Raw genomic sequence first — 17,403 nt, forward strand, 5'->3', positions numbered from 1 at the left:
GTTACACAGCAATGCCCGCAGCGTACTCGGCAGATCACGAAACGATATTCGCGCTGCGTTCAGGGCATTCGACGTGTTCGAGCGGTCACGAGGAATGGGATTTTCCGGCCTGTTCCGCCAGGGGGCGTGCGTCCGGGCCGGCGGGCTCGGATCCGTAGACCCGTTCGTGACGCTCCGGCAGCGCCAGTTTGTACAGTGGCAGGGCTCCCGCGGTGGTGATGATGGCCACCAGCACGAGGATGGCGAAGAGTTCCTGCGTGATCATGCCCTGCGCCAGGCCGATGTTGATGAAGATGAGGATCATCAGCCCCCGCGCGTTCATGAGCGCCCCCACCGCGTAGGACTCGCGCCAGCCGAATCCCAGAGCCCTCATCGACAGCGAGCAGCCGAAGTACTTCCCGCAGAAACCCGCGGCCAGGATCGCGACGAACGCCAGGAGCATGGGCCCCCCGGTGATGCCGTCGAGGTGGGTGTTCAGCCCCGAGAAGGTGAAGAAGACCGGCAGCAGCAGTGTCGATACGACGTCCATCATGCGGCCGTGCAGCGCCTGGCGGAACACCGGGTCGCGGGGCATCGCCAGCCCGGCGAGAAAGCCGCCGAAGACCGCGTAGACCCCGATCCAGTCGGTGAGCCAGCCCGCCGTGAGGGGAACGAGGACGACGACGTACATGGCGCCGGGGCCGATCCGGCCGGTCCGCGCGACGCTCTCGCCCAGGGGCCGCAGCAGCGGCGCGACCACCTTCAGCACCACCACCGCGAACAGCACCGTCAGGGCGATGGTGCGCACCGCGTCACCGGGACCCGCGTCGAGGTGCATCGCCGACAGCACGGCGAGGAGGCACCAGGCGAGGGCGTCGTCGATGGCGGCCGCCACCAGGGTCAGCTTACCGAGGGGGGAGTTCTCCAGCCCCCGCTCGTACAGGATCCTGGCCAGCATGGGGAACGCGGTCAGCGACAGCGCTCCCCCGACGAACAGGGCGAACTCCCACCGGCTGACGTCGGGGCGCGAGAGCATCTCCCACAGGAGCAGACCGGCGCAGGAGCCAAGGAGCAGAGAGGGGACGATGCCGGAGACCGCCAGTGTCGCCGCCCGGCGGCCCTGACCGGGCGTCTCCGCACTGTGGTCCAGCCCGGCACCGACCAGGAACATGTACAGCGTCAACCCGATGGTGCTCAGCACGTACAGGACCGGCCTGACCTCGGCGGGGAACACGGCGGCCTGGGCCTCGGGGAACAACTGGCCGAACAGCGTCGGGCCGAGGAGGACGCCGGCGACCATCTCACCCAGGACGCGCGGTTGCATCAGCATGATCGCCAGCCGGCCGCATATCGCCGCGGCCAGCAGGATGACGACCAGGGCGGGCAGGACCTTGAGGATCAGTTGGAGGTTCGGGTCACCGGCGGTGACCTGTGCCAGGGTGGGCATAACCGTTTCTCCGCTCGTGGGCCGGACGATCATCTGCTCTCCGCGGCGGCCGAACGGTCGGCCTCCGCGAAGTGGCGCTCACACAGCCGCTGCCTGCGCGCGTCCCAGACCATGTAGGTGCCGAGGACGAGCTGTACGAGGCTGCGCCAGACGTCCTCCCAGCGGTCGCGGAACCGCATGAACCGCAGCGTCGCCCGATGGGCCGCCCTCTCGGGGGCACCCCGCGGAACGAGCAGGCACGGCCCCCGGTTGGGCATCGACCGGGTGTGGGAGGCGGAGGAGTCGAGGGCGTACGCGCGCAGGACCTCCCGCGCCGCGATCCGCATGGTGATCGGCGCCAGCCGCCAGGCGGGGCAGGGGCGGTTGGCGGCGACGCCGAACGGGATGTGGTTGAGCTCCCGGACCGCGGGCCGGCCCGGGTGGGGACGGCCGGAGGCCGGACAGCCGGGGGACGGGCGGTCCGAGGCGGAACCGTCCTGGCCGAGATCGCCCCGGCCCGAGCGGTCCGGCTCCGGACGGACCTGAGCCGAACGGTCCAGATGCGAGTGGTCCGAGTGCGAGCGGTGCGCGACGAAACGGCCGGGATCGAAACGGCCGGGGTCGGGGAAGCCCTCGCGGTGGAAGGCGGGATAGTCGAAGCACAGTACCGAGCCGGCCGGGATCGTCGTGCGCTCGTCGAGGGGGATGTCGCCGGTGGTGACGCGGTGGGCGACACCGAAGAGCGGGTAGAGCCGCAGCGTCTCGGAGATGACGCGGTCGAGGTGACGCTCGTCGCCCGCGAGCACCCCGGCCTGGGCGTCCGGGTGCTGGGCGAGGACCATCAGCAGGTGGGCCATGGCCTCCGACATCTGGACGACCGCGGTGTTGAAGAAGGCTCCCTGCAGATAGAGGGCCTGCTCCCGGGCGGACAACCCCGCCGGGAGCCGGTCTCGCACCTTGGGCAGCAGACCGGTGAGATGCCGGGTCAGCCGGTCGCGCCGGTCCATGTGCCGCAGCCCGCAGCACTTGAGCGCGGTCACGACGTCGTCCGCGTTGCCCACGATCAGGTCACGCGCCACCGGCGGGCACGGCTCGCCGAAGACGAGTTCGTAGTAGAACTCCGCCCAGACCGGCATCATCAGGTCGCGCAGCCGGACCAGTCCCCCCGCGTCCCGCAGCGTCCGGGCGACACAGCGGCGGGTGAGCTCCTCGGCCTCCACGCGCGGCACGGAGAGGAAGCCGCGCGTGGCGCGGGCGACCGCCTCGTACCGCTCTCCCGCCTCGATGTGTTCCTGGTGCATCTCGGCGCCGGGCGACAACCAGTACCAGAACAGGTCCGACAGCGCGGCCCCCCTGCTCCGGCCGCCGGCCGCCGGGTGGGAGTAGATCTCCCTGAACCTCTCGACGCCGACCAGGTCTCCGGGAACGGTGATCCCCTCCTCCCCGTTGACCCGGGCGAAGACCCACGTCCGCAACGCCACGATCCTGGCGGGGAGCCATCGGGGCAGGCTCAGCACGGTGGCGGCGGCGACCGCCACCGCCACCGCCCTGACCGGAGCGGTCACCGGCATGACCGTCGCACCATGCCCGGATCGAGGTCGTGGACCGACGCGCAGCCGCACAGGGTGAGCGCGTGCTCGATCTCCGAGCGGAGCAGGTCGAGCACGCGGGTCACGCCGCGCTCGCCGTCCGCGGCCAGACCCCAGATCACCGGGCGGCCGACCGCGACCGCGCCGGCGCCCAGCGCCATCGCCTTCAGGACGTCGGTGCCGCGCCGGACGCCTCCGTCCATCAGCACCGGGACGGCCCCGCCGACGGCGGCCACGATCTCCGGCAGCAGCTCGACGGCGGCCGGGACCGTGTCGAGCTGGCGGCCGCCGTGGTTGGACACCAGCAGCCCCGAGACGCCGTGACCGAGCGCCAGGCGCGCGTCGGCGGGATGCGCGACACCCTTGAGGACGATCGGGAGCGCCGTCATCTCCCGGAGCAGGTCGATGTGCTCCCAGGAGATCTCCGGCGACATGACGATCGGCCGTACCCGCTCGCCGTCGCGCAGGTTCTCGCAGGCCATCCCCTCGGGCAGGTCCTGAAGGCCGTGGTGCCGCTCCCGGTCCCGCAGGCCCCGGGCCGGTGAGTCCACCGTGACGACCAGCGCCCGGCACCCGGCCGCCTCGGCGCGCCGCACGAGCGTCTCGGTGAAGGCCATGTCCGGCTGGACGTAGAGCTGGAACCACAGGGTGGCCCCGGGCGCCGCCGCGGCCACGTCCCCGACGGCGACGGTGGAGGCCATGCTCACGATCATGATCGTCCCGGCGGCGGCCGCCGCCCGCGCGGTGGCCCGCTCGCCCTCGGGATGGGCGAGCCGGTGGAACGCGGTCGGCGCCACCAGCACGGGCATGGCCGCCCGGCCGCCCGGCAGGGTGACGTCGGTCCGGGGTCTCCCCGCGCCGCGTAGCACCCGCGGCAGCAGGGAGAGCCTCTCGAACGCGGCCTCGTTGGCCCGTACGGTGACCTCGTCCCCGGCCCCGCCGGCGAAGTAGTCGTAGTGCTCCGGGGCGAGGCGCGCGCGGGCCGCGGCCTCGAACTCGCGCGGGGTCCGCGGGGCCGCCGGGGCCGCCCGTGCCCTCGCGTCCGCCACGCGTGGGAAGCGCTCACCGGCCGCCTGCGGCGTCCTCGTGTTTGTCACGCGCGGGAAGCGCTCACCCTCCACCTGCGGCGTCCTCGCGTCCGTCACGCCGGGACCGAGGCGACCTGGCGGGCGAAGAACGCGCGGAGCGGTTCGACGTGGGTCTCCGGGGAGGTCCACTCGTTCTCCAGGTTCTCGGTGACGTGGTGGACGGCCGGCGGCGCGCCGGCCCGGTGGTGCCGCACCACGGGGTGCAGGTAGTGGCCCTCGGCGGCGCGCTCGGCGTCGTTCTGCCGGATCCGGCCCACCCCGATGTCGAACGGATCGACCTTGTCGTGCTCCGGCCCGTACTCCAACGTGATCGTGAAGTGGCCGCCGTCGCCGATCGGCGGTCCCTCCAGGTCGACCGGCAGCTCCTCCAGATAGCGCGCCCCGCCGCGGCCGTCGAGGACGACGACGTCGCCCAGCAACCCGAACTGCTGCCACAGCGCCGAACTGCGGTTGACCCGTTCGAGCACCGCCGCCGCGAGCGTCTCCGGATCGGCCGGGAGCTCGTGGCCGGGCCACCCGGCACCGTGGTACCTGTTCTCCAGGATGCGGTGCAGCGCCCGGGTGCCGTACCGGAAGCCGTGGATGAACCCGCTGGTGCCGCGCTTGAAGTCACGGGACTGCGTCAGGGTCCCGGCGAAGTAGAGATCGGGCACGTTGACCGACTCGTAGGCGGGGGTGAGCGCGGGGAATCTGTCGCGGATCATCAGATCCGGGCGGCACTCATCGGAGAAGATCGAGGCGTCGATCCGGAAGCCGGCGCAGACGATGACCCTGTCGTACGGGATGTCCTTGGTGACCTCGTCGGCGCGGACGAAGCTCACCGTCACCAGGTAGGAGCCGTCGGCCTGGCGCTCGATCCGCTTGACGTCGCCGTCCAGCACCGCGTTCTGGGACTTGAGCTGGTAGGTGTCGAGGAAGTTGTTGTTGACCGCGCGCAGGTGCCCGACGAAGTGGGTGCGCCACGCCAGCCGGATGGAGTTCGGCCCGGCGACGTGGATCACCGCGGCCGTCTCGACCAGGCTGTCGGCCGTCTCGAACGCCGAGTTGCCCTTGCCGATGACGAGCACCCGCTGGTTCACGTATTCGGACGGGTCGGTGGAGACGGTGCCGTAGGGTTCGGCCGTCTCGATGCCCGGTATCGGCGGGATGTTGGACCGGCTGACCCCGGTCGCGACGACCACCCGCCTGGCCTCGTGGGTCCGGCCGCGTTCGTCGGTCACCAGGAAGTGGCCCGTGCCCAAGGCGCGGGTGACCCGGGAGACGCGGGCGTCGTAGGCGACGCGCAGGTCGCAGGCCGCGGCGAAGTCGGCGAGATAGCGGACCATGTCGTCGGCTTCGGGGAAGTAGCGGTCGCTGTAGCGGGTGAACAGCAGGCCGGGATCGTCCGACAGCAGCGAGTTCCAGTCCATCCGGAGGTTGAGCTCCGGGTCGTCCGACCCGGTGTACCTCTTGTTGATCGAGATGAGCCGGCGGTGGCGCGGGAAGGTCCGGAAGAAGGTGCCCGGCGCGGGGCCCGCCTCCAGGATCAGGTAGCTCCGTCCCGCCTTGCCGAGGAAGTACCCCAGCTGCAGCCCCGCGGGGCCGGCACCGATCACCACGTAGTCCAGGGCGTTGTCCGGCACGTACAACCTCCGTCACAGCGATCCGGTCGAACGGACGTCCCCAGTGTTGGCGGGGAATTCTCAGAGAACGATCAGAGAGCCCGCGGGTCGAGCATGTCCAGCAGCGCGCGCTTGTCGGGTTTGCCGCTCGCGGTGACCGGGACGGAGGGCAGCACCGTGATCGTCCAGGGGACGCTGCCCTCGCCGAGTTCGACGCCCACCAGCGCGGCCAGCGCGTCGCGGTCCGGGACCGCGCCCTCGGCCGGCACGATGAACGCGTGGACGGCCTCTCCCGTCAGCTCGTCCGGTGCCCCGGCCACGTACGCCTCGGCGACGTCGGGGTGACCGCTCAGCACCCGCTCGACGGCCCCCGCGTACACCACTATCGCGTTGACGATGATCACGTCGCGGGTGCGGCCGACAAGGTGCAGGAAACCCTTCTCGTCCAGGTGGCCGAGATCCCGGGTACGCAACCGGCCGTCCCGCAGGGTGTCGCGGGTCTCCTCCGGATTCCCCCAGTAGCCCGACATCAGGTACGGGCTGCGCACATAGATCTCACCGGTGTCCCCCGCGGCCACCTCGCGGCCCTCCTCGTCGCGCACGCTGATCTCGACGCCCGAGCACGGCCGGCCGACCGAGGGCAGGGCGTCGTCCGGGAACGCGGCGATGTCCCCGGGGGTGAGCACCGAGATCAGGCCCCCCTCGGTCTGCCCGTACCCCTGGTAGACCACGGGACCGAGCCGGTTCACGGCCTCCGCCAGACGCCCCGGGCCGAGCGGCGACCCGGAGACCATCAGCGCGCGCAGGCAGCCGACGTCGACCGGCTCGTTCCGGAGCAGGTCGAGCATCTGACACAACCGCGGCACGGTCACGATGGAGCCGGTGATCCGGTGGCGCTCGATCGCGTACGGGAACAGGGGCCGCCCGTCCTCCTCGGGGATCACCGCGGTGCCGCCGCCCAGCAGGCACAGCCCCAGGAAATCCATGATCACCATGCTCGCCAGGGTGCCGAACAGCAGGTAGCGCCCGAAACCCGCGGCGAGCTCCTCCGTAACCGGGGACCACAGGCGGGGCTGCCACGACCAATGCTCGCCGAGCGCGCGATAGGTGATCGCACAGCCTTTGGGGCGGCCGGTGCTGCCGCTGGTGAAGCTCAGGGCGGCCACGTCGTCCGGACGGGCCGCGACGACGAGGGGCCGCCCCTCGCCGGTGCCGGCGAGCAGGTCGATCATCGGCACCGGCGAGGGACACGGCCCGAGCGACAGCAGCGTGACGGATCCGACGGCCCGGAGCAGTTCCGGCGTCACGGTGGACCGGTCGACGAGGAGGGCGTCGACCTTCATCCCGAGCACGTGGGCGAGATGCCCCGCCGGGTAGCCGGGCCGGACGCCCACGACCCGGCAGCCCAGCGCGTGGGCGGCGATGTGGGCGGCTAACGCCTCGGGGGAGACGGCCGTGCGGACGGCGACGGCCCGGCCGGGGCCCAGCCCGGCATCGAACATCGCCCCCGCCAGCCTCCGGATCATCTCCAGCAGCTCACCTCGCGAGACGATCCTGTCCCCCTGCTCGAAGGCCGGGTCGCCGGGCGAGCTCCGCAGCGCTTCGAGAAAGGAGTGCGGGAACGGGGGCTCGGCGGGACCACTCATGGTCGGCTCCTCTGATCTCACGCGGGTCACCGCGGCGTCTTCGCGGTTACCGGATCTCTTCGGGGTCTCTTCCGAGGCGTTTTCTGGACCCTTTCGGGTCCCTGAGGCGGCCTTTGGACTCTTCTGAAGTGGCACGCCATCGCATGACCGGCATGTCGCTCACGACGAAGCTAGACAGCGCAGATCAGAGAATCATCAGAGATCCCGCCCGGCCGGCTGTCGCGTCCATGGGGCACGGCCGACACCGGCTGTCGCGTCCATGGGGCACGGCCGACAGGTGAGCACCCGGCACCGCGAGCTACCCGCGCCCTTGTCCGTGCGAGGCCATCGTGTGAAGCCGGGCCTTCCGACCCGTTTGAAGATCCGAAGTCCGTGAAGGCCCTAGCCGTCCTGGGCGTCCTGGGCGTCCTGGGCGTCCTAGCCGTCCTGGGCGTCCTGGGCGTCCTGGGCGTCCTGGGCGTCCTGACGGATGATCGAGCCGTTGCCCGGACGGGTGACGACCTTCCCGGTGAGCCCGCGCAGGACGACGTCGCCGTTGCGGCTGTGGACGGTGACGTCGATGCCGGCCGGGACGACGAAGGTGTAGTCGGTACGGTCCCGCGGGGTGTCACGGATCGTCGTGCAGATGAATCCCTCGTCGCACAGGAGGCCGACGGTGAGGGACCCGCCTCCCGACGACTCGCTGCGCGGGGCGTCCCCGTGGTGGCGGCGCGTCACGCGGACATCGGTGACGTCGGCGCCGACGATCTCCACATCCCCGTGGTCGGTGTCCACGGAGAGGCTGCGGACCCCGGGGAAGACGGTCTGCTCGGGCGCCCCCGCGAGGTTCCCCACGGAGAACACCACCATCAGCACCAGCACCAGCGCGATCGGGGCCCCGGCGAGAACCCACGCCCACGAGCCGGGACCGCGCCCGAGGCCGCGGAACATCCCGTGGTCGATCCACTCGGAGGTCGTGGATTGTGTCGTGCGCATGCCGGGTGGTCCTTTCGACCGGTACGGGAAACGGATGCCCGAGGTGGTGAGGAATTAGTACGGCACCGGGCATGCGCGGCCCTTGCAGGGTGGTTGCACGTCACGTCGGCGCGTGTGGCGTACGAGCGCCCGGGACGGGCCGGGGACCCGCCCGTCGGGGCGGGATCCGGGGAACATCGTCCGCGCCGGCCCGGACTCGCCGGAGATCGTGACCTCAAAGTGAATCTGACCGTGCCCGGCCGATCGAATGACCGTCCATGGGGCACAGCCATGAGGTGAGCGGCGGACGACCCGGGCGCGGCGCGGTGCGGGAGCGGCCCTCGCCCGTGAAGCCGCGGGCACGCGCGGCGAGCGTGCTCGGTGCGGCGCTGCTGGCCGCGATGGTCGTCGCGCAGGTCGTCTCGGGACTGCAGCCCCGGCCGATCACGCTGACCGGCGTGGTCGTCCTGCTGCTGGCGGCGAGCGCGCTGGCCTTCGCCTCTGTGACCCACTCCCCCGCCAGGGCCGTCGCGGCGTTCACGGCCGTGGTCGCGACCGGGTACGCCGCCGAGTGGATCGGGATCAGGACGGGCCTGCCGTTCGGCGACTACCACTACACCGGCGTCCTCCAGCCCGCGCCCGGCGGGGTGCCGGTGATCGTGGCGCTGGCGTGGGGCGGCATGGGGCTGGCGGCCCACGCGGTGGCCGCCGCCGTCGCGCCGGGAGGCCGGGCGGCGCGGATCGTCACGGGGGCGCTGGCCCTCACCGCCTGGGACCTGTTCCTGGACCCGCAGATGATCCGGCTGGGCCTGTGGGCCTGGCACGACCCCGGCCCCTACCGGGGCGTTCCCCTCGGCAACTTCGCGGGCTGGCTCGTCGTCTCCCTGCTGGTCATGGCCCTGTTGGAACACCTGCTGGCCGAGCCGGCGGCGTGGAGCGCCGGACTGGTATCGATCTACACGGTGATGGCGGTCATGGAGACCATCGGCTTCGCGGCCGTCTTCGTCCCGCCGGACCCGCTGGTGGCCACGACCGGAGGGCTCTCGATGGGACTGTTCACCCTGCTCGCCTGGAGGCGCGGACGCCGGAGACGACCTGTTCCCGAGGCGGGCCGAGCGTGATGGCGACGATCTCACCCACCGGAGCCGGAAGGGGACGCGGATGCCGGAGGTGACGGTGATAGGCGGCGGCGTCGGGGGCATGGTCTCCGCGCTGCTGCTGGCCGGGCAGGGGCATCGGGTGCGCCTGTACGAGCGGCTCCACCGGCTGGGCGGCAAGCTCGCCGAGCACACCAGGGACGGCTTCACCTTCTCCATCGGCCCCTCCCTGCTGACCCTGCCCGGCGTCTTCACCGACCTCGGGCTGAAGCTGGACCTCGTGGAGCTCGACGAGCTGTGCCGCTACCGCTTCGCCGACGGCTCGACGCTGGCGGCGTACCGCGACCCGGCGCGGATGGCCGCCGAGGTCGACCGGCTCGCTCCCGGCCAGGGCCGCGCCTGGCTGGCCTTCCACGACTGGGCGCGGGGCTGCTTCGACGCGTCGCGCCGCACCTTCTTCACCGGCCCGCTCACCCGGCCGCCCGCCGAGGCCCGCCTGTCGGACCTGCTGGCGGTGGCTCCGGCCCGGACCCTCGACGGCCTGGCCCGCCGCTTCTTCACCGACCCGCGCCTGCGCCAGTACGTCGGCCGCTACGCGACCTACGCGGGCTCCAGCCCGTACCGCGCCCCGGCCGCGCTGGGGTGCGTCCCGGCGATCGAGCACGGCGAGGGCGGCTGGTACGTCCCGGGAGGGCTTCCCCGCATCGCCGGCGCCCTGGCCCTCATGCTGGAGAAGGCGGGGGTCGAGGTCGTCCTGGGCGCGGAGGTGGACCAGGTGCTCGCCGACGGCGATCGGGTCAAGGGGGTGCGGCTGGCCTCGGGGGAGCGCGAGCGCGCCGACGTCGTGGTCGCCAACACCGACGCGGCGGCGCTGTACGGGCGGCTGCTGCCCGACCGGCGGCGGCTGCGGCGCATCGCCGGGCTCGGCACCTCCTCCTCGGCGTTCCTGCTGCTGGCCGGGGTGGAGGGCAGGACCGAGGGACTGGCGCACCACTCGATCGTCTTCTCCGGCGACTACGAGCGGGAGTTCGGCGACATCTTCCTCCGGCGCAGGCCGCCGGAGGACCCGACCGTCTACATCGGCCGCTCGGTCGTGGATGACCCGTCGCAGGCTCCGCCGGGCACGGAGAACTGGGTCATGCTGGTCAACGTCCCGGCCCGCGACCCCGGCCGGTGGCCGATGTCCCCCGAGGCGTACCGGGACCTGGTGCTCGAACGCCTGGCCTCCAGGGGCCACGACCTGTCGGGACGGCTGCGCTTCGTGGACCTGTTCACCCCCGCCGACCTGCGTGACCGCTACGGCGCGTGGGGCGGCTCGATCTACGGCGGCGCCTATTCGAGCAGGCTCGCGCCCTTCCGCCGCCCCGGCAACCGGGGTCCCCGGCACGGCCTGTACCTGGTGGGCGGCTCGGCGCATCCCGGCGGCGGGCTGCCGCTGGTCGCGATGGGCGCCCGCATCGTCGCCTCGCTCGTACGGGAGGACTTCCCCGCGGGTTCCCCCCGATCGGCCGCGAAGGCGTGGCGATGAGACTCCTGACCGCTCTGCAGGCCGCCGCCGCGCTGGCCGTGGCGGTGCGGCTGGCCCGGGGACGGAACCGCCTGCCCGCGCTGGCACCCGTCGGGACGGCGCCGCCGCGCGTCTCGGTGGTGATCCCCGCCCGCGACGAGGAGGCCCGCATCGGCCCGTGCCTGTCGGCGGTGCTCGCCGATCCGGACGTCGCGGAGGTCATCGTCGTCGACGACGAGTCGCGCGACGGCACGGCGCGGCTGGCGTCCGGGCTCGGCGCGAAGGTCGTCCCCGGGACGCCGCTCCCCGAGGGCTGGGTGGGCAAGCAGTGGGCACTGAAGCAGGGGGTCGAGGCCGCGGGGGGCGACGTCGTGGTGACCCTGGACGCGGACGCCCGGCCCGCACCGGGGCTGTTCGGCGCGCTCGCGGCGACCCTGGGGGAATACGACCTGGTGAGCGCGGGACCCAGGTTCGTGTGCGGGGGGACGGCCGAGCAGGCGCTGCACGCCTCGTTCCTGGCGACGCTGGTCTACCGCTTCGGCCCGATCGGACCGGCCACCCTCCCGGCCCCGCACCGCACGATGGCCAACGGCCAGTGCACGGCCTTCCGCCGCGCGGCGATGCTGAACGCCCGCGGGTACGCGCGGGTACGCGGGCACATGGCCGACGACGTGGCGCTGGCCAGGACCCTGGCGGCGGACGGATGGGCCGTGGGGTTCCTGGACTCCGGTGGCCTGCTGGAGGTCGACATGCACGATTCGGCCGCCGGGGTGTGGCGGGAGTGGGGGCGGTCGCTGTCGCTGCGCGACGTCACCGGGCCGGGCTGGCAGGCCGCCGACCTGGCCGTGGTCTGGCTGGCCGCCGCGCTGCCGGTGCTGCGGCTGGCGACCGGCCGTCCCACCCGGCTCGACCTGGTCCTGCTGGCCGTACGGCTGCTGCTGGCCGGCGCGCTGCGCGGCAGCTACACGCGGCCGGGGCCCGGCGTGCTGCTCTCCCCGCTGCTGGACCCGCTGGCGGCCCTGCGGCTGACGCGGGCCACGCTGCGCCCGGTGCGCGACTGGCGGGGCCGCACCTACCCGGCGGCCACCACGACCCCCCGGCCCGGCCCGATCGCCACGGGCGCGCGACCGGGCCGGGTCACGACGGGCGGCCGGTCAAGCCGGGACGCGGCGAACACGCGGCCAGAACCCGTCACGAAGGACACGGACCCCGGCCGGAGCGCGGCGAACGCGCGGTCAGGCCCGGTCACGACGGGCGGGTGGCACGAGCCGCCTGACCGAAGCGCAGCCCGATGAGGCACATGAGCAGGCCGGTCCCCGCCACGTACGCGACCGGCGCGAAGAGCAGGTGGAACAGCGGGATGCCGAAGACACCGACGCGCGCCCCGATCGCGAAGGACCGCGTCACCACGGCGACCGCGACCAGGGCGGCCACGCCGAGCAGGAAACCCGGCGGGCAGATGACGGCGAAGCCGCCCACGAAGGCGAGAATCGACCGGCCGCCCCTGAACCCGGCGAAGACCGGCCAGGCGTGCCCTGCCATGGCGGCGGCCACCGCCAGATACACCGGCACCACGCTGTCGCCGCTCACCCCGACGGGCCAGGTGAGGTGCGAGCCGCCGGCCCACAGGCCGAGCAGCCCCGCGAACGTGCCCTTGAGCGTGTCACCCGCGAAGACCGGCACGGCGGCCCGCCAGCCGAGCCGCTGCCTGACGTTCCAGAAGCCGGGGTTGCGGTCGCCGACCTCGCGGGGGTCGAACCCGTGCGCGCGGGCGACCAGCACGGCGACCGGCACGGACCCGAGAAGGTAGCCGCCGATGATCGAGACGAGCAGGGGAACCATCGTTTCCTTCCATCTCACGAGATATGCGGATCTGGGGGCCATGCGCTACATGGCGTTCGACCGGCCGGTGCTGAAAAGCACGCCGGGGCTGCTGTTCTGGCGGCTGCTCGGCTCCGGCCGCGGGGCGTCGACGAGCATGGGCGCGGACCTTCGCCGCTGGGCCATGCTGGCGGTGTGGCGCGACGAGCGTGCCCTGGACCGCTTCCTGAGCGACTCCCCGGTGGCGGCGCGCTGGCGGAGCGAGGCCCGGGAGTCCTGGCAGGTGCGGCTGACTCCCCTGACCTCGCGCGGCAGGTGGAACGGGACGGCCCCGTTCGGCCCCCTCCCCGCGAGCACGCCCGGGATCGATCCCGGAGGCCCCGTCGCCGTGCTGACCCGCGCGTCGATCCGGCCCTCCCGCCTGGTGGCGTTCTACCGCTCGGTCCCCGGGGTGGACCGCCTCCTGAATGAGCAGAACGGCTGCCTGGCCTCGGTCGGCGTCGGCGAGTGGCCGCTGGCCAGGCAGGGGACGTTCTCGCTGTGGCGCGACGCCGCCGCGGTGCGGGACTTCGCCCACCGGGGGCGGGCGCACCGGCGGGTGATCGGCAGGACGCGCGCGGAGAACTGGTACTCCGAGGAGCTGTTCGCCCGCTTCTCCCCCTACGCCAGCGAGGGCACCTGGGACGGCGCCGACCCCCTGGCCTGACCTGGCCCGATCCGCCCGGCGTCCCGGCCGCGGCTCCGCTCCCGCCCGCCGGGCGGGGTGCACGGGAGGATGCGGGGCCCTCCGGCCGCCCGTTCCCGCCCGACCGGCGGGTTCCCCGGTGAGGTACGGGCGCCACGAGCGGGAACACGAGGCCGCCCGGCCGTCCACCCCCGTTCAACGGACGGGCTCCGCGGTGAGGTGGTCCCCGAAGCGGGTGACAACCCCGCCCTCGGCGAGGTCGTGCGCCACCGCGCAGGCGCGCGCGATCGTCGTCGCCCGCGAGGAGCCGTGCGCGACGACGACGGTGCCGCTCAGCCCAAGCAGCGCCGCCCCTCCGTGGGTCTCGGGGTCGTAGCGGCGGGCCACCTCCCGCAGCTCCTCGGCCCCGGCGACCCCCGAACGAGCCACCAGCGTCAGCGCGGCCCGTACGGAACCCTCGACGTTCTTGAGCACCACGTTGCCGGTGAAGCCGTCGGTGGCGATCACGTCGACGGTGCCCGCGAGCACGTCGTGGCCCTCCACGTTGCCGTGGAAGCGGAACGGCAGCCCGGGAAGCAGCTCGCCGGCCCTGCGGGTCAGCCGGTTGCCCTTGCCCGGTTCCGAGCCGATCGACAGCAGGCCCACCGACGGGTCGGCGACGCCGAGCACGAGCTGGGCGTAGGAGGCGCCGAGCAGCGCGAACTGGGCGATCATCTCCGGGGTGGGGTCGGAGGTCGCCCCCGCGTCGATCAGCACGGTGGCGCCGCCGGTGACCGAGGGCAGCGCGATGGCCAGGGCGGGCCGCAGGACCCCCGTGGCGCGGCCGATGCCGCGGATGGCGCACGAGACGACCGCGCCCGTGGAACCGGCCGACACGAAGGCCGACGCCGCTCCCCGCCGTACGAGGTCACAGCCGACCGTCAGGCTGGTCGTGGCGGAGGAGACCGCTCCCGCGCCCCGCTCGGCCATCGGGACGACGTCCTCGGCGTGCACCACGCCGACCTCGGCGGCGGCGCCGTGGCGGTCGAGCTCGGTACGGATGTCCCCCGCCCTGCCCACCAGCACCACGGGGATCCCCAGCTCGCGCCGGGCCGCCACCGCCCCGGCGACCGTCTCGACCGGTCCGTGATCTCCGCCCATCGCGTCGACGACCACAGGCTCCGACATCACACCCTCCTGACGACAACGACGACAGCGACCTCGGCGACCTCGGCGACCTCGGCGACGACGGCGTCGAACGGCCTCTCACCGGACGGCCCTGAACTGGGCGACCCCGAACCGGACGACCCCGCCCGTGGCGGCCTCGCGACGGACGCCCTTACGGCGGGCGACCTCGCGACGCGTCCGCCCGGCCGGTTCAAGGAATCTCGGCGATCAGGCGGCGCTCGGCGCGGTCGGCCGCGGAGGCCGCGAGCAGGTGCCGTGCGAAGATCGACAGTCTTCGCCGCCGGGGCACGGCCGCCCTGGTCCCGAGAACGTCGTAGCGGGCCGCCTCGATCCGGTCGAGGATGCCGCCGTACAGCTGGAAGGCCGCGCGGACGCACGGCCGGGAGGAGGGCGTCAGCATGTCGATTCCCTCCTCGGCCCGCGCGTAGTGGTCCCCGGCCCGCCGGGCCTGGAAGGCCAGCAGCTCGCGCAGGGCCGGGGTGGTGACGCCGCGCCCCAGGTTGGCCGTCTTCACCCCGAACCTGTCCAGGTCCTCCAGCGGGAGGTAGACCCGGCCGCGTTCCAGGTCCTCGGCGACGTCGCGCAGGAAGTTGGTCAGCTGGAAGGCCAGCCCCAGCTGGCGGGCCGGTTCGCGGGCCTTGTCCTCCATGCCGGGCAGCGGTTCGAGGACGGGCAGCATCATGGTGCCGATCACCGCGGCCGAGCCCTCCATGTAGACGAGCAGGTCGTCGTAGGTGGCGTAGCGGGTGACGGTCAGGTCGGCCCGCATCGAGCACAGGAACGCGTCGATGTCGCCGTGCTCGACGCCGAAGGAGCGCACGGTCTGCGCGAACGCGGGGAGCACCGGGTCTCCGGTGGTCTCGCCCGCCAGGGTGGCGGCCAGCCGGGCGGCCAGGCCGTCGAGCGCCCGCGCCCTGTCGCCGGTCATGGTGAAGGAGTCCACGATCTCGTCGGCGTAGCGTGCGAAGCCGTACAGGGCGTGCACGTGCGGGCGCTTCCAGGCGGGCAGCAACAGGGTCGCCAGGTAGTAGGAGCGGCCATGACGGGCGTTGAGCCTGCGGCAGAGTTCGTAACTCGCGGTGAGGGTCATCGGGGGGTCTCCAGTACGCGTTCCGCGGCGAGCCGGCCGGAGATCAGCACGGGGGGCACCCCCACCCCCGGCGCGGTGTACATGCCGGCGAAGTGCAGTCCCGGGACGCGCCTGGCCACGCCCGCCGGCCGGAACCAGGCCGTCTGGGTGAAGCGGTGGTCCAGGGCGAACGGGGTGCCCGCCGAGTGGCCGAGCCGCGCCCAGGCGGGCGGGTCGACGGTGAGTCTCGGCGCCGAGGACAGGTCGCCGTAGCCGAGGTCGGCCAGCCTGCCGAGCAGCCGGTCCTCCAGTCGCGGGGTGAGCCGGTCCCAGTCGGCGCCGCCGCGCAGGTTGGCTGTCGGTTCCAGCACGGTGAGGGTGGCGTGGCCGGACGGCGCGGCGCCGGTGTCGGACTCGGGATAGGTGACCAGCAGGTTCGGGTCGGGCTGCGGGCGCCCGGCCCGCAGCGCGGCGAAGGCGGCGTCCCACTCCCCGCCGAAGTGCAGGGTGTGGTGCGCCTGCCCGGCCAGGCGCCGGTCGAGGCCGAAGTGCACGACCAGGCAGGAGGGCGAGTAGCGGGGGCGGCGGAGCCGCCAGTCGCCCGCGCCCTTCGGGAGCAGCCCGGTGTGGGCGCGGGACAGGTCGCAGGCGACCACGACGTTGCCCGCCGCCAGGCGTTCCCCGGTGTCGAGCCTGACCCCGGAGACGCCGGAGGACCCGGCCTCGACCCTGACGGCGCGCACCCCGTACCGGATGCGCGCGCCCGCCTTCTCGGCCAGCGCGGCCAGGGCGAGCGGGATGGCGTGCATCCCGCCTTCGCGCGGGAAGAAGACGCCCCCGACGGTGTCCATGTGGGCGATGACCGCGTAGATCCCGAGCGCCCGCCGGGGCGGCAGGCCCACGTACAGGGCCTGGAAGGTGTGCGCCTTGACCAGCCGGTGGTCGGTGAGGTGGCTCCTGACGAGGGAGTCCAGGCTGCGGAAGCCGCCCAGGGCCGCCAGGCGGGCCAGGACGCGGGGGCGGGCGAGGTCGCGCAGCCTCGTCATGTCGCGGTCGATGAACGCGGGCCACTCGGCGTCGAACAGCTCGCCGAGCCTGGCGCGGAAGCGCCGGTACCTCTCGGCCTCCGCGGCACCGCTCAGCGCGCGCACCCGCTCGGCCATGGCGTCCTGTCCGGCCACCACGTCAAGGTGGGAGCCGTCGTGGTAGCGCAGCCGGTAGTACGGGTCCAGCCGCCGCAGCGGGAGCATGGTCTCCATGTCCTCCCCGGCGGCGGCGAAGACGTCGGCCAGGACCTCCGGCATGGTCAGTACCGAGGGGCCGGTGTCGAAGCGGTACCCGCCGAGGGTCGCCGTACCGCAGCAGCCGCCCGGCACGTCGTTCGCCTCCACGATCGTGACGTCCCGACCGGCGGCGGCCAGCCGGACCGCGGCGGCCAGTCCGCCGAGACCGGCGCCGATCACCACCACCTGGCTCACGCGCTCCTCCTCGCCGCCAGGTCTTCGCGACCGGCCGACGGGGCCGTCCCTCGCCCGGTACGGGGGTCCGTCCGCTCGCCGGGCCGATCGGTCTCACACGTGACAGCGGCCATGGGCATCACTCCTTAGCGTCCATGGAGGACTTCGCGAGCGATACCGCGTTCGGATGCGTTCGTCCGGCGGCGTGCGTGCGGCCCATGACCGATGGCGTCGGGCGACCCATCCCCGGGCGTGGCTACCGGTAAATCAACCCGTCACGCAAGAAGGTGCAAAGGAAGCGGCGAAGACGCGCGCGA

14 protein-coding genes are annotated in these 17,403 nt (G+C 73.3%); 4 read left to right on the forward strand and 10 right to left on the reverse strand.

Going from position 1 to position 17,403, the window contains the following annotated elements; translation table 11 throughout:
* Window positions 1–85: 85 nt before the first annotated feature.
* The 6 genes from ACSDR0_RS18045 to ACSDR0_RS18070 all read right to left on the reverse strand — a co-directional run bounded on the left by ACSDR0_RS18045 (window position 86) and on the right by ACSDR0_RS18070 (window position 8,304).
* Window positions 86–1,426, reverse strand: a complete 1,341-nt coding sequence (locus ACSDR0_RS18045) for a cation:proton antiporter (protein WP_435289980.1) — start codon at window positions 1,424–1,426, stop codon at window positions 86–88.
* A 29-nt stretch (window positions 1,427–1,455) separates the two neighbouring features.
* On the reverse strand, window positions 1,456–2,976 hold the full coding sequence (locus tag ACSDR0_RS18050; RefSeq protein ID WP_435289981.1) for a cytochrome P450: 1,521 nt from the start codon (window positions 2,974–2,976) through the stop codon (window positions 1,456–1,458).
* Window positions 2,967–4,091 carry an alpha-hydroxy acid oxidase gene (locus ACSDR0_RS18055; RefSeq protein ID WP_435289982.1) on the reverse strand — a complete coding sequence of 375 codons (1,125 nt, stop codon included), beginning with the start codon at window positions 4,089–4,091 and terminating at the stop codon, window positions 2,967–2,969. The genes ACSDR0_RS18050 and ACSDR0_RS18055 overlap by 10 nt, the downstream gene beginning before the upstream one ends.
* A 44-nt stretch (window positions 4,092–4,135) precedes the next feature.
* Window positions 4,136–5,704 (reverse strand): NAD(P)-binding domain-containing protein, encoded by a 1,569-nt coding sequence (locus ACSDR0_RS18060; protein ID WP_435289983.1) that lies wholly within the window; start codon window positions 5,702–5,704, stop codon window positions 4,136–4,138.
* 71 nt (window positions 5,705–5,775) lie between these two features.
* Entirely contained in the window at window positions 5,776–7,329 is a 1,554-nt protein-coding gene (locus ACSDR0_RS18065) for a class I adenylate-forming enzyme family protein (protein WP_435289984.1), read from the reverse strand.
* Window positions 7,330–7,746: 417 nt separating this feature from the next.
* Window positions 7,747–8,304: a hypothetical protein gene (locus tag ACSDR0_RS18070; protein WP_435289985.1), complete on the reverse strand. Its 558-nt coding sequence runs from the start codon at window positions 8,302–8,304 to the stop codon at window positions 7,747–7,749.
* Between the two features lie 257 nt (window positions 8,305–8,561).
* Between ACSDR0_RS18070 and ACSDR0_RS18075 the strand changes: the two genes are divergently transcribed.
* Genes ACSDR0_RS18075 through ACSDR0_RS18085 form a run of 3 tightly spaced genes read left to right on the forward strand, consistent with a single transcriptional unit; the run spans window position 8,562 to window position 12,182 of the window.
* Window positions 8,562–9,404, forward strand: coding sequence for a carotenoid biosynthesis protein (locus ACSDR0_RS18075; RefSeq protein ID WP_435289986.1), 843 nt, complete (start codon window positions 8,562–8,564; stop codon window positions 9,402–9,404).
* A 40-nt stretch (window positions 9,405–9,444) separates the two neighbouring features.
* Window positions 9,445–10,908 carry a phytoene desaturase family protein gene (locus ACSDR0_RS18080; protein WP_435289987.1) on the forward strand — a complete coding sequence of 488 codons (1,464 nt, stop codon included), beginning with the start codon at window positions 9,445–9,447 and terminating at the stop codon, window positions 10,906–10,908.
* The gene (locus tag ACSDR0_RS18085) at window positions 10,905–12,182 is read left to right on the forward strand and encodes a glycosyltransferase family 2 protein (protein ID WP_435289988.1); all 1,278 of its coding nucleotides are present in this window, start codon (window positions 10,905–10,907) and stop codon (window positions 12,180–12,182) included. Before ACSDR0_RS18080 ends, ACSDR0_RS18085 begins: the two co-directional genes overlap by 4 nt.
* On the opposite strand, the gene ACSDR0_RS18090 is transcribed toward ACSDR0_RS18085, so the two are convergent.
* Window positions 12,133–12,729 carry a glycerol-3-phosphate acyltransferase gene (locus ACSDR0_RS18090; protein WP_435289989.1) on the reverse strand — a complete coding sequence of 199 codons (597 nt, stop codon included), beginning with the start codon at window positions 12,727–12,729 and terminating at the stop codon, window positions 12,133–12,135. The genes ACSDR0_RS18085 and ACSDR0_RS18090 overlap by 50 nt on opposite strands.
* Here ACSDR0_RS18090 and ACSDR0_RS18095 point away from each other — a divergent pair.
* On the forward strand, window positions 12,704–13,414 hold the full coding sequence (locus ACSDR0_RS18095; RefSeq protein ID WP_435289990.1) for a spheroidene monooxygenase: 711 nt from the start codon (window positions 12,704–12,706) through the stop codon (window positions 13,412–13,414). The genes ACSDR0_RS18090 and ACSDR0_RS18095 overlap by 26 nt on opposite strands.
* A gap of 174 nt (window positions 13,415–13,588) precedes the next feature.
* Here the strand turns inward: ACSDR0_RS18095 and plsX are convergent, their stop codons facing one another.
* The 3 genes from plsX to crtI form a co-directional block, all read right to left on the reverse strand.
* Window positions 13,589–14,560 (reverse strand): phosphate acyltransferase PlsX, encoded by a 972-nt coding sequence (gene plsX / locus ACSDR0_RS18100; protein WP_435289991.1) that lies wholly within the window; start codon window positions 14,558–14,560, stop codon window positions 13,589–13,591.
* A 190-nt stretch (window positions 14,561–14,750) separates the two neighbouring features.
* A complete protein-coding gene (locus ACSDR0_RS18105; RefSeq protein ID WP_435289992.1) occupies window positions 14,751–15,650 on the reverse strand; it encodes a phytoene/squalene synthase family protein in 900 nt (299 codons plus the stop codon).
* A complete protein-coding gene (crtI, locus tag ACSDR0_RS18110) occupies window positions 15,647–17,107 on the reverse strand; it encodes a phytoene desaturase family protein (protein ID WP_435289993.1) in 1,461 nt (486 codons plus the stop codon). The genes ACSDR0_RS18105 and crtI overlap by 4 nt, the downstream gene beginning before the upstream one ends.
* Window positions 17,108–17,403 lie beyond the last annotated feature (296 nt).

The organism is Streptosporangium sp. G11 (assembly GCF_051192615.1).
In the GTDB taxonomy this organism is placed as follows: domain Bacteria; phylum Actinomycetota; class Actinomycetes; order Streptosporangiales; family Streptosporangiaceae; genus Streptosporangium.

Coding starts and splice junctions, on each gene's coding strand:
- ACSDR0_RS18045 (WP_435289980.1), bottom strand. CDS start 1,426: ATGCCCACCCTGGCACAGGTCACCGCCGGTGACCCGAACCTCCAACTG.
- ACSDR0_RS18050 (WP_435289981.1), bottom strand. CDS start 2,976: ATGCCGGTGACCGCTCCGGTCAGGGCGGTGGCGGTGGCGGTCGCCGCC.
- ACSDR0_RS18065 (WP_435289984.1), bottom strand. CDS start 7,329: ATGAGTGGTCCCGCCGAGCCCCCGTTCCCGCACTCCTTTCTCGAAGCG.
- ACSDR0_RS18070 (WP_435289985.1), bottom strand. CDS start 8,304: ATGCGCACGACACAATCCACGACCTCCGAGTGGATCGACCACGGGATG.
- ACSDR0_RS18075 (WP_435289986.1), top strand. CDS start 8,562: ATGGGGCACAGCCATGAGGTGAGCGGCGGACGACCCGGGCGCGGCGCG.
- ACSDR0_RS18080 (WP_435289987.1), top strand. CDS start 9,445: ATGCCGGAGGTGACGGTGATAGGCGGCGGCGTCGGGGGCATGGTCTCC.
- ACSDR0_RS18085 (WP_435289988.1), top strand. CDS start 10,905: ATGAGACTCCTGACCGCTCTGCAGGCCGCCGCCGCGCTGGCCGTGGCG.
- ACSDR0_RS18095 (WP_435289990.1), top strand. CDS start 12,704: ATGATCGAGACGAGCAGGGGAACCATCGTTTCCTTCCATCTCACGAGA.
- ACSDR0_RS18090 (WP_435289989.1), bottom strand. CDS start 12,729: ATGGTTCCCCTGCTCGTCTCGATCATCGGCGGCTACCTTCTCGGGTCC.
- plsX (WP_435289991.1), bottom strand. CDS start 14,560: ATGTCGGAGCCTGTGGTCGTCGACGCGATGGGCGGAGATCACGGACCG.
- ACSDR0_RS18105 (WP_435289992.1), bottom strand. CDS start 15,650: ATGACCCTCACCGCGAGTTACGAACTCTGCCGCAGGCTCAACGCCCGT.